General features: G+C 70.9%; 10 protein-coding genes. 9 read left to right on the top strand and 1 reads right to left on the bottom strand.

Annotated elements, in window-relative coordinates; genetic code table 11:
- Nucleotides 1–20: 20 nt before the first annotated feature.
- From fxlM to BX286_RS31430, 8 genes are all read left to right on the top strand, one after another.
- Nucleotides 21–2,393 carry a methyltransferase, FxLD system gene (fxlM, locus tag BX286_RS31465; protein ID WP_121017041.1) on the top strand — a complete coding sequence of 791 codons (2,373 nt, stop codon included), beginning with the start codon at nucleotides 21–23 and terminating at the stop codon, nucleotides 2,391–2,393.
- Nucleotides 2,390–2,968, top strand: coding sequence for an AAA family ATPase (locus BX286_RS31460; protein WP_121017040.1), 579 nt, complete (start codon nucleotides 2,390–2,392; stop codon nucleotides 2,966–2,968). Before fxlM ends, BX286_RS31460 begins: the two co-directional genes overlap by 4 nt.
- Nucleotides 2,968–3,927, top strand: a complete 960-nt coding sequence (gene hemC / locus BX286_RS31455; protein ID WP_187344226.1) for a hydroxymethylbilane synthase — start codon at nucleotides 2,968–2,970, stop codon at nucleotides 3,925–3,927. The genes BX286_RS31460 and hemC overlap by 1 nt, the downstream gene beginning before the upstream one ends.
- The gene (locus tag BX286_RS31450) at nucleotides 3,924–4,814 is read left to right on the top strand and encodes a hypothetical protein (protein WP_187344225.1); all 891 of its coding nucleotides are present in this window, start codon (nucleotides 3,924–3,926) and stop codon (nucleotides 4,812–4,814) included. Before hemC ends, BX286_RS31450 begins: the two co-directional genes overlap by 4 nt.
- Nucleotides 4,815–4,899: 85 nt before the next feature.
- Nucleotides 4,900–5,688 (top strand): PIG-L family deacetylase, encoded by a 789-nt coding sequence (locus tag BX286_RS31445; RefSeq protein WP_121017037.1) that lies wholly within the window; start codon nucleotides 4,900–4,902, stop codon nucleotides 5,686–5,688.
- A 113-nt stretch (nucleotides 5,689–5,801) separates the two neighbouring features.
- Entirely contained in the window at nucleotides 5,802–7,004 is a 1,203-nt protein-coding gene (locus tag BX286_RS31440) for a hypothetical protein (protein WP_261993561.1), read from the top strand.
- Nucleotides 7,005–7,201: 197 nt separating this feature from the next.
- Entirely contained in the window at nucleotides 7,202–11,101 is a 3,900-nt protein-coding gene (locus BX286_RS31435) for a hypothetical protein (protein WP_121017035.1), read from the top strand.
- A gap of 536 nt (nucleotides 11,102–11,637) precedes the next feature.
- Nucleotides 11,638–12,660: an HAD-IA family hydrolase gene (locus BX286_RS31430; RefSeq protein ID WP_261993560.1), complete on the top strand. Its 1,023-nt coding sequence runs from the start codon at nucleotides 11,638–11,640 to the stop codon at nucleotides 12,658–12,660.
- A gap of 53 nt (nucleotides 12,661–12,713) precedes the next feature.
- Here the strand turns inward: BX286_RS31430 and BX286_RS31425 are convergent, their stop codons facing one another.
- On the bottom strand, nucleotides 12,714–14,024 hold the full coding sequence (locus BX286_RS31425) for an XRE family transcriptional regulator (RefSeq protein ID WP_121017033.1): 1,311 nt from the start codon (nucleotides 14,022–14,024) through the stop codon (nucleotides 12,714–12,716).
- A gap of 223 nt (nucleotides 14,025–14,247) precedes the next feature.
- Between BX286_RS31425 and BX286_RS31420 the strand changes: the two genes are divergently transcribed.
- Nucleotides 14,248–16,368: a sugar nucleotide-binding protein gene (locus BX286_RS31420; protein ID WP_121017032.1), complete on the top strand. Its 2,121-nt coding sequence runs from the start codon at nucleotides 14,248–14,250 to the stop codon at nucleotides 16,366–16,368.
- The last annotated feature ends 18 nt before the right edge of the window (nucleotides 16,369–16,386 follow it).

Raw genomic sequence — 16,386 nt, 5'->3', positions numbered from 1 at the left:
AACAGGGAGCCCCGCAGCACATGAGCACCACGCACACCGCACAGGACTGGCACGCCCACTACGCGGCCGGCCGCGACTTCCGCCCCCTGAGCGACACCGAGAAGACCATCCTCACCGAGCACCTGGCCCTGCCTGAGGACGTCCAGGATGCCCGGGCCCTGGACGTGGCCTGCGGGACCGGTGAGCTCGCCCGCTTCCTCGCCGCCGCCGGGTACCGGGTCGACGCCGTGGACTGGGCCCAGTCCGCCGTCGACAAGACCAGCGCGGCCTCGGACCAGGTCAGCTGCCACCACCTCGACCTGACCAGCGGGGACCTCTCCGCCCTCTCCCCGGCCGGCACCGGCGGCTATCGGCTGATCACCATGCGCCGGGCCCTGGCCCACCTGCCCGACCGCACCCGCACGGTCGCCGAACTCGCCGCCCTCCTCGACGAGGACGGCACCCTGTGCGTGATCACCCCGCATGCCGACCGCCACCCCGAGGAGCTGCGCGGGATCTGCCTGGACGACACCGAGATCGACCTCCTCGCCGACGGCTGGCAGCACACCGAGCGCATCGAGGCCGGCGACCTCACCGTCCTGCTGCTGCGCGGGCCCAAGACCGACCCCGTCGCCTACAGCGAGAAGCGGACCCCGAAGCCGTCCGCGATGGCCGGCGTCGCCGTCGTGGTCACCAACGACCGCGGGCAGGTCCTCCTCGGCTGGAACCCCTCCCGCACAGTGTGGGAACTCCCGGCCGGCAAGGTGGAGCCGGGCGAGGCCTTCGAGGCCACCGCGGTACGCGAACTCGCGGAGGAGGCGGGCCTGCAGGCCCGGCCGGAGTCGGTGCTCCTGCTGGGCACGTTGTGCGACTCCACGCACGGATTCACCCGGGTCACCGAGATCGCCCGCATCACCGACTACACCGGCGAGCCGACCGTCCGGGAGCCGGAGCTGATCACCCGGTGGGAGTGGCACAGCCCCTTCGCGGTGCGGAACCTGCCCCAGCCGATCTTCACGGCTTCCGCCCAGGCCCTGAACGTGGTGTGGCCGGGCCTGCTGCCCGACGTCCCGCCCGCGCACCACACGCCCAGGCCCACCGGAGGCGTGCAGCTGACGTTCGGCGAACCGGCCACGGCAATCCGACTCCGCGAGCAGCTGGTCCAAGTCCTCACCGAGGCCGGCTGGACCGACACCCCGGAGCTGCGGGCGGCGTTTTCGGTCGTGCCCCGGCAGGCGTTCCTCCCCGAGCAGTCGCTCGCTCGGGCGTACGTCAACGAGGCGGTGGCCACCGTGTTCGACGAGGGCAGCGGGCGGTCGATGAGCTCGGTGTCGCAGCCCGAGATGCAGGCGGTCATGCTGCGCCGCGCCAACCTCCGGCCGGGAGCGAACGTGCTGGAGATCGGAGGTGGCGGCTACAACGCCTGCCTGATCGCCGAACTCGTCGGTCCCCAGGGGTCGGTGGTGTGCATGGAGATCGACCCGTACGTGCATGCGCGTACGCAGCGGTTCCTGGCCGAGACCGGGTACGCCAAGCGGGTCCGGGCCGTCCTAGGCGACGGCACCGGCGGAGCGCCCGGGGACCTGCTTCCGGCGGACGGCTTCGACGCCATCATCGTGACGGTCGCCTCGAACGACGTGGCGCGGCACTGGACGAACCAACTCGCGCAGGGCGGGCACCTGGTCGTGCCCCTGCGGATCGGCGGGTTCACCCGGGCCGTCGGTCTGCGCAATGAGGACTCAGCGCTGGTGTCCACGGAGATCAGCCCGTGCGGGTTCGTCCCCATGCAGGGTGCCGGCCGGTGGGACGAGACCCCGGCCCCGATCGGGGACACCGGCTACGGCATCCGCTGGGAGGACACCCCGCCCGCCGCGCTCGACGGCCTGGACCGCGCCCTGGCCGCGGGCGGCGTAGAGCTGTGGACCGGGGTGAGGGTGCTTGGCGGGGAGACGCTCGAGGACCTGCAGCTGTGGCTGGCCACCTCCCTGGCCGGGTTCTGCCGGATGGAGGGGGATCCGGACCGGTCAGGGCCGGTGCGGCTGCCGAAGCGGTCGGGTGCCGAGGCGATTGTCCTCGGTGGCTCGCTGGCCTGCCTGATGACGGAGCGGCGTGAGCACGACGAGGCTGGCGGCACGTCCACGTGGGAGTTCGGCGTCCAGGGCTTCGGGCCGGACGGCAAGGCCGCCGCGGACACCCTGGCCGCCGCGGTCCGCACCTGGGACCGCGACCTTCGGGGCCGGGCCGCGCCCCGGCTGACGGTGCTGCCCGCAGGTACCCCCGACTCAGCGCTCCCCGCCGGAGACGTCGTGGAGAAGAACGACTGCCGCATCGTGGTCTCCTGGCCCGGCCGTGACGAGGCCCCCGGCCCCGCCGTTGGACGGAACACAGCCTCAGGGAGGTCCGACCAGCAGTGATCACCTGGATCAATGGGGCCTTCGGTAGCGGCAAGAGCACCCTGGCGGCCGGCCTGCATCAGGCACTGCCCGGGTCGGTGGTGGCCGACCCGGAGGAGATCGGCGACCTGCTGCGCCGCACCCTGGCCGGGCACCCCGGAAAGCTCCGCGACTACCAGGATTACCCGGCCTGGCGGCGCCTGACCACGGCCTACATCAGCGAGATCGCCGCCCACACCAGCGGTCACGTCCTCGTGCCCATGACCGTGCTCAATCCCGCGTACGCCGCCGAAGTGTTCGCGCCCTTGCGCCGCTCGCCCGGGCTCGTCCACCTCGTCCTCCACGTCGAACCGGACGAGCTGAAAGCCCGGATCGACGCGAGCGAGGAGTTTCCGGGAGACGAGACCCGTAACGAGGCCGTGCGTGCGTACCGGCGGCGAAGGGCGGTGGACTACGCCGCTGCCGCCACTGCGTGGATGCACGCCGACGGCCACGTCATCGACACCAGTGCCCTGCCGGCGCACGCGGTCCTCCAGGCCGCGCTCAGCCGTATCTCGCCCGCCCGCCCCGTAACCGCCGATGGAGCCCGACCATGATGACCAGCAGCACCACCCTCACCACCGTCCGGCTGGGGACCCGGCCCAGCCCCATGGCCCTGGAACAGACCACCCGCTTCGCCAACGCGTTCCGCGCCCGCTACCCGCAGGCGGTCCTCGACATCGTCGAGATCGTCTCCGAGGGCGACCGGCACCGCGGCCCGCTCTCGGCGATCGGCGGGAAAGGGGCCTTCACCCGCAACGCGGACCGCTACCTCCTCGACGGCCTCGTCCAGGCCACGATCGCGTGCGCCAAAGACGTGCCCGGCCCGCACGACCGATCCCCCGGCATCATCATCGGAGCGGTTCTGCCCCGGGAGGACACCCGCGACGCTCTCGTCCTCCCCGCCGGCCATCCCGCGGCCACGCTCGCCGAACTCCTTCCCGGCACCAGGGTCGGAACCAGCGAACCCCGCCGCTCGGCCCTTCTCAGAGCCCTCCATCCGAAGCTCGTACAGGTACCGATCCGCGGCAACGCCGACAGCCGGCTCTCGAAGCTGGACGAGGGAACGCTCGGCGCGGACGTGATGATCGCCGCCCTGGCCGGCCTGCGCCGCCTTGGCCACGAGGACCGGGCCTCCGAGATCCTCGACCCCACCGTGTGGCTGCCCGCGGCCGGCGCGGGAACCGTGATCGTCGAGCACCGTGCCGACGACCCCGCCACCGGCGAACTGCTCGCACCCCTCACCCATGGCCCCACCCGGATCCTGCTCGACGCCGAGCGAGCCGCGCTCGCCACGCTGCACGGCGGGTGCCTGACAGCCGCCTCCGCCCACGCCACCCTCGACGCCGCGTCGGGAGTCGTCACCGTGCACGCCGCCGTTCTCGACCCGATCGGCGGCGACCCTCTGCGCGCCTGCGCGTCCGGCCCCTCGACGTCAGCTCATGAAGTCGGGCAGGACGCAGGCCAACAGCTGCTGGACGCCGGAGCGAAGCGTCTTCTCGGACGGCCCGTATGACCGATTCGGAGGCCCGGCAGGCAGTCTTCGCGCCGCCCGCCGAGACGTGCGACCAGCAGCGGATGCGCAGCCGGCACCAGCAGGCCGCCCGCGCCTTCTCCGTGACCGCGTCCGGGCCGGAAGCCTGGGGATGGCAGGGCCGAACCCTGGGCCGGCGAGCCGGCCGGTGGTGGCTGCGGCTGGTCAGTGCTCCTGCCGACAAGCGCAACGCCCGCCTGTGGGAGGGCACGGCCGCCGCGGACGCCGCCCTGCCCCGCTCCGTTCCCCGACCTCGCCTGCACGACGTCACCGAGTGGACCGACAACGCCATCGTCTACCGGGCCGAGCTGTCCGAGTACATCGCCCAACCGGCGCTCCAATCCGGCGGACCGGTCCTGACAGGCGACGTCGACCTGCCCCGCTCCTGGTGGGGAGACCTGCGCAGCGCGCTCGCTGCTACTGCGACGGTGCCAACCGACCGGCAAGCCGTACGGCAGCAGTGGATCGACCGCAACTTCACCCGCTTCCTCGGCACTCCCGTGCCCACGATCTCTTCCTGGACCACGGGGCACGGGGACCTCCACTGGGGCAACCTCACGCCCGAGCCCCTCGTGATCCTCGACTGGGAGGGGTGGGGCCTACTCCCCACCGGCTACGACGTGGGCCTCCTCCACGCCTACACCCTCCCCCAGCCCGCCACGGCCGCTCGCATCCGCAGCGAGTTCACCCACGTCCTCGACACCCCCGAGGGACGGATCGGCGAACTCGTCGCCCTCGCCCAGCTTCTCCAGGTCACCGGCCGCGGCGCCCACCCCGAACTCGCCCCGCACCTGGCCCGCAGAGCCCAGCAGCTCACCGGCACGGCCGTCCCAGCAGCCACCGGCACGGCCGGAAACCCCGACCTCTGACCTGACCCCACCCCCGACATCTCGAAGCTGCGGCCCACACGCAACCGTGACGGCCGGCACCGACACCCCAACCGAAGGAGCAGCCGTGTCGCTTCCCAGCCTGCTCGGCGTCTTCGCACACCCCGACGACGAGGCCCTCTTGGCCGGAGGTGTGCTCGCGCAGCACGCCGCCGCGGGCGCAGCAACGAACGTCGTCACCGCCACCTGGTCCCCTACCAGCCACCGGGCACCCGAGCTCGCCGACGCCCTGGCCGCGCTGGGAGCCGGCGAGCCGAGGATGCTCGGCTACGCGGACGCCCGCATCCCCGAGTCCGCGCTTGGTCGGGCCCGGCTGTGCGACGCTCCCATCGACGAGGTCGTCGAGCTGCTCGTCGGGCACATCCGCTCCGTACGCCCCCAGGCCGTGGTGACCCACGACGCCTACGGCCAGCTGACGGGCCACCCCGACCACGTCCGCACCCACCAAGCGACCGTCCTCGCGTTCCACTCCGCCGGTCTTGAACACCTCCACCCGGATGCCGGGGCCCCGTGGCAGCCCGCGGCCCTGTACGCGGCCACACACCCGGTCTCGGGGGTGGGCGAGCTCGGCCCGCTCTTGGAGCGGGTCGGGAAGAAGATCCTCAGCGTCCCAGACGAACACACCACCACGACGGTCGACGTGAGCGAGTGGCTCGAGCAGAAGTGGGCCACGATCTCGGCTCACCGAAGTGAAGCCGCCAAGGAGAGGCCGCTTCCCGGCATCCTCTCCCGCCTCCCTGCAGCGAAGCGGGAGTCGATCATCTCGACCGAGCACTTCACCCTCCTCGCCACCCGCCCCGCACCCGACCACCGAGCAACGGCCACGGAGCACGCCCGCGTAGGCCAGCCTGTGTGAGCGGGGGGGTGCGCGAAGTACGTCCGCCCCGGCAAGGCCGGCCTGGTCCCGTACCAGTGCTGTCTGCTCCAGACGGAGCAGGGGTGGTGACTCCGCACGCCGGTGGACGTTGGATGACCGTGCCGAAGACCGCGTCCAGCTCAAGCAATGCCAGCGCCGCCCCTGCCCGGAAGGAGCAGCAGCCGGGCTTCCTCTTGACGTCCCCACAGGGTGAAGCAGCACGCACGCTGCTCGGCTACGTGGCCTCGCTGGCCCTTCCCGACGCCGATGCCCAGCTCGTTGCCGTGGTGGTGGCGATCCGAGCCGCGCGTGGCGGGGTAGGCAACATCACCGGGGCGGACCTGTCGGCCCTGCGGCTGGGCGATGCGAGCGGAGCCGTCAATGCCCTTCGTGGGCTGGGCTGGCAGGTGGATGAGACGCTCCTCAGCGGTGATCCGGCAGTACCGGTCCCGGTCACGGTGCCGGATCTGTCCCAGGAGGCGGGCCATCCTCTGCCCTTCGGGCAGAACACGCGCTCGCGAGTGTCCGGATGGACCACGCGAACCTTGTCCGTCAAGCCGGTCAAGAAGCTCCCTCCCGCTGGTCGGCTGGCCGGGCTGTTTCTTGCCGCGCACAGCACCTCCAAGCTCCTCGGTCAGATTCCGCCCGACCTTCCCGACGCCTGCCGGGCCGCCCTGCCCGACCTTCTGCGGACGGGCTTCCTCACTGAGCTATCCGAGGACCGCTGCCGCCTCGACCCCGCGGTGCGTCATTTGTCGGGCATGCGTCAGCCCTCCGAAGAGGAGAGGGCACAGAGCGCCAAGGACGAGGGCAGGGCGGTTGCGCTCGCTTCGACTCCGGGATTCCAGTTCGACGCAGAGGCATGGGCCAGGTGGAAGAGCGCGGTCACGCCGGCCTTGCGCCGACACGTTGAGGCCGTTGAGTACTGCACCGTGTGTGCTCGGACACCGGAGCGCGTCGCACAGGCGTTTATGGTGCCCGGGCGCCCTCAGTTCTTCTCCAGGAGCACTGCGGTCGCGTACGGCGCGTGGAAGGACACGCACCCGGACCGGGGCCAGCTGGCGGCCAAGTTCACCGTGGCCTTTCGCAGCGAGCACGGCCACGGCCCCTCATATGCCCAGCTGGGCTCGGGCCTGGGCTGGCAGGTGGATCACGCGTTGCGGAACTTTGCCGTGCGGCGGCTTCTTGTGAACGAGTGGCTGACCGAAACGGGGACGGTGCCGTGGACGTTGCGCCCGGGGCAAGTCGCGCAAGGCGAGGGCATCACCCTGCCCAAGGCACGGAATCCGGAGGCCGCCGTTCAGGCCCGGACCTGACGGGTGGGTGCCCACGTCGCCACCCGGCTCGGAGGCCGTGATTTCACTCAGCGAGGGCGACCTGCCGGCACTAATCGCCAGGTACACCGCTCAGGACTGAACCATTGGGACCCACCCTCCCTCCTACGTGACCGGCCCGGCAGCGAGGTGGAGGAGAATGGTCCCGCGCATGTCTCAGTGAGGCGGAGGGGCGAGGGATGCTGTACGAAACCGCAAAGATGGCGCTGCAACAGCTCACGGACGCTCGGACCCTGGAACGGGTCGCCCTGCGGGTGCTCCGGAAGCGCTACCCCAATCTCCGCCTCACCAGCGCCACCGGTGACACAGGTCTCGACGGCTACAGCCGCCCCTTGTTCGCGGGCGAGATCGACATGGCGCTGTGGGTCAGCCTTCAGGGCGAGTGGACCACGAAGCTCACCATCGAGTTGGAGAAGCACAAGCAGCACGGACGTACCGCGCCGGCCACCTTCGTGACGAACCGTTCGACGAACGACATCTCGAAGAAGAAGCAGAGGGATCGGGCGAAGAACGACTTCGGGGTGGACCTGGAGATCTTCGACCTCGGCGAGCTTGTCGTCGAGCTTGAGTCGGACGATCTGCGCTGGGTGGCCGAGGCCGAGCTGGGGGTCCGTCCGCGTCGGCCCAGGGCCCTGGCCACTGCGGTGGTGTACCTGGATCGGCTCTCTAGCACGGTGCCCGGGATGGCCGCTGAGCTCCGCGGCGCTGCCGAGATCCAGAGCCAGCTCCGCGCCCGGCTCGCCCCGGAATCTTCTGAGGACCGGGTTGTCGTGGTGGAGGGCCCTGGCGGCTCCGGGAAGACCAGGATCGCGATCGAGACGGCCCGGTCCGTCGCCACAACCCTGGTCGTCCCTTCTGGGGCTCCATTCACGCTTGACTCGTTCACAGAGGTGGGGCTGGACGCACCGCTGATCCTCGTGATCGACGACGCCCATCGCAGCGAAAGCCTGTCCGCAGTGGCCGCGATGCTCGCCGACCAGCGGTTCGACCGAGTCCGGCTGGTCCTCACCGTTCGCCCAGGCCAGCGCGAGCGGACGCTCTACACCGCCGGAGCCGAACACCAGGCCGCCATCCCGGTCGTACTTCGCCGCCTGGGCCGTCCGGAGATCGACACGATCATCACGGACTACGGCATTCAACTGGACGAGTTCCGCACGGCCGTCATTGGCCTGGCCAGCGGCAATCCCCTAATCGCTCACACCGCCTGCCAAGTAGCCCTTTCCAACGGGAAGTTCGACTGGAGCGACGCCTCCGACCTCCTGCGGGAGCTGGTCTCCAACAGGCTCCTGGCACTGGACGACCCTGGCTTGCACCGGACGGTCGCGGTCGCTCTCGCGCTGCTGACCAAAGCCGGCGACCTGGCCGGGCACCGCGGAGGTCAGGACCTCGCCGTTCTCCACGGCGCGGTCTCCAGCTTGCCGTCCGAGCCCGACCGGCTCGACCGGCTCCTAGACGACCTTGCCGACGCGGGGCTGGTGGACACGCCGCCCTACACCTTCCGCCCCGACCTTGCCGCCGCCGTTGTCCTGACCGACGCCCTCGCCTCGGGGGCCAAGGTCCGGCTGGACCCGGAAGCCGCCCTGCGCTGCCTGGCCGCCCACTCGGGCCTCACCCCGGAGATGACCCCGCAGGGGCACGCGGACGCCCTGGACGCCGCGACTCGGCGGCTCGATCCGCAGATTGGCGTACTGGCCGCAGCCGCCCGCGACAGCAGCAACCGGGCCGCCACCTCGGCGATCACCGCCTTTGTCCTCGGCCTGCTCCCCGAAGACGCCCACCTCGGCCACTGGACCAGCGTTGTCCGCCTCGCCTCCCAGGCCGCCTCCGCTGATCCGACACTTCTCGCGCAGCTCACCGAACGGCTGGTCCGACAGTGGCCTGTGCCGGCCTCCGAGCAGCTCTGGGGGGACACTGACGCCGTCGCCTACTACCGGTACGAACTGGACCGCCTGTGCCAGGAGTTCGCCCGGCTGGCAGGACGCACCAACCCCGAGACCGCCCCGGCGGCGGTGGCATCCGTGCTGGACATCGCCTGGCTGATGGATGCCGCCCGCCCCGTCTTCGGCGGCCACCAGCCGGACGGCCTGCTGCGCGTATTCCATACATGGACCGGCCTGAGCGGCCAGCACATCGGACAGGCACTGATGGGGCGCCGAGGCGCCCTGCTCGGCGCGATCTCGCGCTGGGTCCGGGACCGCACCGCCGAACCGCCCATGGGGCTCGACCCCGAAGACGCAGCCAGGCGGGGCCCCGAGTCCATCGCCCGAGTCCTCCTCGCAGCCCTGCAGCCCTACCTGGAGATCACCGTCGAACTCGTGCGGCACGCCACGCCCGAGCACGCGAACACCCTCAACATCAGCATCGCCACGCTTCCCGACCTTCCGGAGACTCGGGACCAGCTCGACCAGGCCCTCGATCTACTCGAACCGCTGCTTGCCGAGTCGGCCCTGCACCAGCCCGAGCACCTGAACCTCCTCAACGCGCTGGTCGCCGTACCCGGGCAACTGCGCCAAGCCGTGGGCCGCGGACTGCACGGCAACCACCACCAGCCGCTGCCCGCGCACGCCGGGCAGATCCTGATGGAGGCTGCCTCCAGGTTTGCCGAGAAGATCGCCTCGCGGTGGACGGACCTTCCGCTGTCCGTGCGGCGCCGGGCGGTCGAGGCCGCGCTCGGAACAGGCACCCGCCGGACCGACCTGGCAGGAGCTGCGGCCAACGGCGAGCCCGTCGCGGTGGCGGCACTCAGCGACCCGGGGCTCTCGCACCTCCTCGTCATTCAGCCACCAAACACCTTCACGGCCACCTGGGCAGAGGACGTCGCAGCCCAGAAGCCCACCGCCATCACGCTGGCCGGTCAGCTCACCACCGCGCAGGCCATCGACCTGCTGGAAGCCTCAGATCTCTCCTTCTTCGGCACAGCGCACGAGGTTCTCCCGGCATTCGCCGCAGCCGTAGGCCGGAACGCGACCGACGCTGATCCCGTCCTGGACCGCATCGCCAGCGGGCCACTGCCAGGCGATGCTGGCCTGCTGGCCGGCCTGGCGACCCGGCACCCGGAGCAGGTCTGGCAGCGGGTTTCCGAACATGCGGATGACCCCAGGCTCGCGGGGCTCGCACTCGCGATGGCGGACGACCACCCCAAACAGGAAGAGCAACTCCTTCGCGCTCTCACGGACGCGGCAACCGGAACCGAGGCCTCCGAGCCGGCCGCCATCTGCACACAGGTCGCCCGGCACGCGCGCCACTGCACGAGATCAGCCGAGGACCGCCTGGAACGCCTTGCCCTGCTCGGCACCCAGGGGCCGGATCAGGCGGTTCCCGAGGTATTGGAGGCGATCGGGATAGTGCTCCACTCCAACGCACCGGTGGACCCCGAAGCGGTAAACGCTTGCGTGGCCGTGCTGGAGCGGGGGCTCACCACCGACATCACCGGCCTCATGAACAACGACGGCCTCGGCCTCATCAGCCACGGAGTGATCCAGATCGCTCGCCGGTCACCCCAGAGGTTCGCCCAGGTCCTAGCAGGACATGTCCTCGGAGGTCGCCGCCTGCCGGCTTCCTGGACGGAGCAGCTTGAGAGGCTCGACATTGCGGTGCGAGACGAGATCACCGCCGCGTTCGAGCAGCGCTGGTCGGCAGTACCGGCCAACGCCCTCGACGACTCCGTCGAAGACGTGCTGTGCGAGACGCTCACTGCGATCGGCAAAGACACCGAAGCCTGGTCGCGAGCACTAGTCGAGTGGGCCGGCGGACCGCCGAGCGCACGCCGTCGAGCTGCGAAGGCGGTTCACCTGGCCTGGTCGAGCACTACCTGGGGACAGGTTGTCCCAGAGCTCCTGATTGCTGGGCTGACCCTTGAAAGCCAGGAGCTGATCCTGCACGGGTTGGCCGCAGTGAACGCCGTCTTCACCGACTTGGACGCCGTGATCCGCCCGCGCCGGGAGGCTGCGGAGAAGTTGAAGTCCCACCCCGACGCTTTGGTGCAGGCCTTCGCCACCACCGCGCTGGAACGCCTCGACAGTTCCGCCTCGGCCTTCCGGGGCATGCAGCAGCGCAGCCGCACCGGCTACCGCGCCTGATCCGGAACGGCCACCAGCCTGCTGGGCCTTCCGGGCAGGTGAGTTCGATCCCACTGGGCTCCCCAACTGCGTCGAGGAAGCCCCGCTAGACGGGGCCAGCAGCTTCGTCGCAGGGTGGACCGAGGGCCCGGCCGTGCTGTACCTGTGACCAGCCGCTGCGGCGCTGAACGGTTCAGCGGCGCGTGGCGCCGAAGGCAAAGCCTGGACGCCGCCTCGCGCCAGTCCCGCCGCCAGCGCTCCATCGACCGCTCGCTGACCCGCAGAGCGGAGGTTGGTCCGGCCGTCGTGCTGGTCGAGGTGGTCCAGGATCCGCCGGGCCACGGTGGGATGGCCGGCGAGTCGGTCTGCCAGCTGCCGTCGAGGCTTTGCCCGGACGATCCCAGAGAGGAGGGCAACACAGCACCTGGACAGGCGGCCGGCACTTCAGCGGACCGGGTCCTCTTTCGAGACCGCGCCAGAATGCTCCGCTCACCCGCTGGGCCTCACCTTTGCCGAGGCCCTGACCGTCGCGGGCGTCGGCCGCCATACTGCCTCTCATGCCGACGTCGCGCGCCCTCCCTCCTCCCAGGGCCTCACTCCTCGCCGTTGACCTCGACAACACGCTGATCAACAGAGACGCCGCCTTCAGGCGCGCCGCCAGCGCATTCCTCTCCGAGAACGGCCTTCCAGAGTGTGACGCAGACGTGATCATGGAGCTGGACCAAGGCGGCCACGCACCCCGGCCTGCCGTCGCAGCTGCCCTCGCGCAGCGATGGAACGGCATCTCCGAGCACACGATTCTGACGTTCTTGCGCCGGGGCCCGGCGGCCCACGTGACGCTCGACGATGCGGTCCGACGATCGCTCCTTGCCGTCAGGGCGGCAGGGGTGCCCTGCGTGATCGTCACCAACGGGCGAGGCGACCAGCAGGAAGAGAAGATCCGCAACGCCGGGCTGGATGCCTTGGTGGACGGGTGGGTGATCTCCGGTTCGGTCGGACACCGGAAGCCGTCGCCGGAGATCTTCCACGCCGCTGCCGAGGTGGTTGGTCTGCCCGGCCTTGACCGAGCGACCACCTGGATGATCGGAGACGCCGCGCACGCCGACGTACAAGGGGCGGTCGACCTCGGCATTCACAGCATCTGGGTTTCCGGTGGCCGGCCATGGACAGAGTCGAGCTACTGGCCGACCCTCATCGCGACCGACGTCGTCGAAGCGATCGCCCACGTGCTGGGGGAGCGCCCCCGGCTGGTCCGAGATCGGATCCCGTCCTGGTTGCTTGAGACCGATGGCCGGCAACCCGAGGTGTACGAGGCGGCTCCGGCGGAGTACCGGGCGCGGCTGCGAGAGGCATTGAGGGAGGAGGTGACGGTGCTCCTCGCCGAGAATCCCGCCGGCGCGGCAGCCGGGCAGCAGCTGGCCGAGATCCTGGAGGTCGTGCACGCTGTTGCCACCGACCTGGGAATCAGCCCCGAGGTCCTGCAGGAGCTTCGTCGGGGCAGGGCAGAAGCACAGGGGACTTACGAGAGCCGCACGATCTGGACGGGCCGGTACGCCGAACGTGGCCCCGACCGGCCGTAGAGCACCACGGCCCGTGCCGGCCCCGGTGCGGACTTCGCGCCGGGGCCGTGCTCTCACGCGGCGACGGCCGCCGACAGGCTCTCGTACCGGTGCACCACACGCTGCGAGGAGACCCGGCCGAGGAGGTCTTCGGCCTGACCGAGGAGGTCGCGGGCGTGCTCGGTTTCGCCACCCTTGTGGACTGTGTCGGCCAGGTCGAGGACTGCGAGCAGGCGGTCGCGCGGGTAGTCGACGGCCGAGACCGCTTCGACGCGCCGGGTCAGGAAGGGCACGGCCCGAGACGGCTGGTCGCAGGCGAGCCAGGCGCGTCCGGTAGCGGCATCCACGGACTCCGGCGTCAGCCAGGTAGCCCACCACGGCGTACGTCCGTCCGGAGCGCTGGCATGCGCGAGCGCTTCGTCACGGAAGCGGAGTACCGCCTCGGGGTCTTGGCGGCGCCCGGCCGCGTACACCCGCCGATCGTTGATCACGGCGGTGACAGCCGACGGCAGATCCAGTGCCCGGGAGGCGATGTCGAGGAGCTGGGCGGCGTCGTTGTGGTGCCCGAGCCAGGCGGCCTGATACGCCGCCGACGCAACCAGGTTGGCGGCGGCGTGCTGGGTGGTCAGAGACGTCGTGCTCTCGCGGGCCAGCCGCATTCCAGTGTGGTAGACACGCTGCGCCTGGGGGTGCTGGCGGGCGTCGAAGAGCATCCAGCCGACCTGTTCGCTGAGTTCGACGTAGGCGGTCTGGAGCCGGTCGACGAGGGGGCCCTGCCCTCGGGCCTGCGCCATCACACGGGACGTGCTCTGCCAGATCCCGGTGCCCCAGGTCAGGTCGCCGGCGGAACTCCCAGCGGAGTCGTCCATGTTCCGGAGATCACGAACCGCGCTCTCGATGGTGGTGACCAGCCCCTCGGAGAGCCGCGCACCGGCCGGTGCGGCTGCCGCTTCCGCTATCGGGCCGAGGAGCAGCGCGAGGGCCGGGGCGGTGGCTGCGGCTCCGGTGAGCATGAGCAGGTTGCGGCGGTCCATGATGTCTCCTTGGCTGATCTCGTGAAGCAATGCCTCCAGGGGGGCGTCGCCGGGCGCGTCGATGTGCCGATTGCGCGTCCGCTGGCGAGGCAGGTCCCACCCGACGTCCGACGCGGTGATGCACCGTCCGGCCTTGGCCGTGAGGACGGCGAGGGCATCGGTCGCGTTGTCGGGCTGAGGGTGGGCTCCGCGTAGCCACGGGTAGGCCGCCTTTAAGCTCAACGGGTTGCATCCGCGGCGCGCGCGCCGCTCGTTGATCCGCGCAATCAGTTGCTCCGGCCGCACTTCCAGCTGCTGGAGGAGGGCGGCGAGCACGGTGGTCGGCGATGCGCGGACCTCGGCTGGCTCCATGGGCACTCCAAGTCCGGCGGGGTCCTGAGCCGGACGTTACCACCGCTCAGCGCGCCGAATGAGGTGGGACGAAAAGGACTTGGTGTACGTACACCAGTTGCCAATTGCAGTGTCCCTAAACCGACTTGGTGGGTGCACCGGGTTCACCTCCTGAACCTATCGCGATCACGATGCTGCTCCGCTTGTCTGGCTTCCCCGCAGGGCTACTGGTGGAGGTGAAGCGGTGCGAGCAGTGATCTTCGGAGCGTCTGGACTGCTGGGGCGCAGTGTGCTGAGGGCGTTCGGTGATGCAGCGGCCGGAACGGGATACAGCCGGACCGGCGCCGGTCTGATTCCGGTTGACGCGACGTCGACCGATGACGTCGACCGGCTTCTCGACCGGATGAGGCCGCACGTCGTCGTGAACTGCGTCGGGGAGCGCAGGCCCGAGGCATGGGCGGCCGAGCCGGAGCAGGCGCGGGGCCGGAACGTAGACGCGGCCCGTCTCATCGCCAGCGCCGCTGCCGAGCGCCGGGCCCGGCTGATCCACGTCAGCAGCGACTACGTGTTCGACGGGACCCAGGCGCCGTACAGGCCCGACGCCGTCCCGAACCCGTTGACGCCGTACGGCCGGTGGAAGCTGGAGGCCGAGGCGGCGGTGCGGACGGCTTGCCCGGACGCCGCGATCCTGCGGCTGCCCGTGCTCTACGGGGCCGCCGAGTACGCGGCCGAGACGAACCTGACCCAGATCGCCGCCACCGTGGCTACAGGCGCGGACGTCGAGCTGGACGACGTATGCGTGCGATACCCGACCCACGCGGACGAGGCCGCCGACGTCTGCCGCCGGCTCGCCACGGTGCTCCTCGAAGGCCAGCGACTCGGGTCCGTGAACCACTGGGGCGCGCAGGAAGCCTTCACCAAGTACCAGATGGCCGTACTGATCACCCGCGCGTTTGGTCTGCCCATCGGCCGCCTGCGGGCCGGGGCGGCGGACGCGGCGGCCGGCGGCCGTCCCATGGACTGCCGTCTGGACTGCCACGACCTCCCTGCAGCCCTGGGCTGGCCGCTGCGCCGCTCGTTCCGCGCCGAACTCCCGAACGTGGTCTCGCCCTGGCTGCGCCCCGGCCGCCCCACATCGACCTGGTCAAAGGACGCGACCGTGTACCAGGATTTCGCGCACGCCTACCTGACCGAGGTCGGTACCGCAGTCGGCCGCATGCTCACCCGCGGCCATGACGCAGTCGACCTGCTCAACCGGGCCGCCGTCGGCGGCGCCCGTATCCGAGCCTTCGGCAACGGGGGATCCTCCGCGATCGTCCGCTCGGCCGTCCTCCAGCTCCAGGCCCACACTGGACGCCCGGTGTCGGACTCGATGATGAGCCCGGCGGCCATGGCCTACACCGCACAGCGCGCCACGTACTCCGAGGTCTTCGCCAGGTCGCTGACGGCCGACATCCACAGTCTGGACCTGGTCGTCGTCGCCAGCGTCAGCGGCCGGTCGGCGAACATCCGCAAGGCCCTCAGCCTGTGCCGCGAACACGACGTCCCCGTTCTGGCCCTGGTCGGCGGCGACGGCACCCAGGTTGAACCCACCCGCGGCATGGTCTGGGGCACCGGGACCACCGACCAGCAGGTCAGCGAGGACGCCATGCTGACCGCGCTGACCCTGGCAGCCGCAACCGCGCTGGGATCGGCCACCGCGCCGCTCGCGGCCCGTGTTGACCAGCACCTGCACGCCGTGGCCGCCGTTGACACCGTCCAGCTCGGGGCGTTCCTGGAGGAGGCGACCACAGCGGTCGCGGAGGCCATCCGCACCCGGCGCCCGATCTACGTGCTGTGCCCCGACGGCGGACCCCTCGCCCTGGCCGGCGAGCACTACGCCCACAACCTGCACTGGGACGCACCCCTCGGCGTCGAGGACGTCCAGCCGCCCGTGGTCGTCTCCGACCCGTCGCTGGCCGACATGAGCGCGATCTACAACGATCACCCGGACCCGGCGCACGGCGTCGTCTACCAGCTGCGCTCGGCCGCCCCGGGCGACGTGGTGTTCCTCCTGACCTACGACGCCGCCAGCAGGACCACCCAGGAGGCGATCCGCGCGGCCGTCGCGGCGGACGTCCGGCTGTTCCTCCTCCACCGCAACGGCCCGTCCCAGCCGCATTCCGAGCGGCTCCAGCTCCCGCAGACGGACGACTTCGCGTTCGCGGCCCTGGTGCAGTCCGTCGCCCACCTCGTCTGCCGGACCACTCGCGCCGTGCTCTCCACCGGCAACGCGCCCAGCGCGCCCGGACCGTCTCCCGCTGACCTCATGGCCCAAGACCTCGCGCCGCTGCGCGAACTGTCCAACATCAACCGCTCCTCCTGACGAAAGGCCGTCCCATGC

Origin of the sequence: Streptomyces sp. 3211.6 (genome assembly GCF_003634815.1) — a bacterium.
GTDB lineage: Bacteria > Actinomycetota > Actinomycetes > Streptomycetales > Streptomycetaceae > Streptomyces > Streptomyces katrae_A.
Note: the sequence above shows the minus strand (reverse complement) of the source record. Positions and strands in the feature narration are given on the sequence as shown.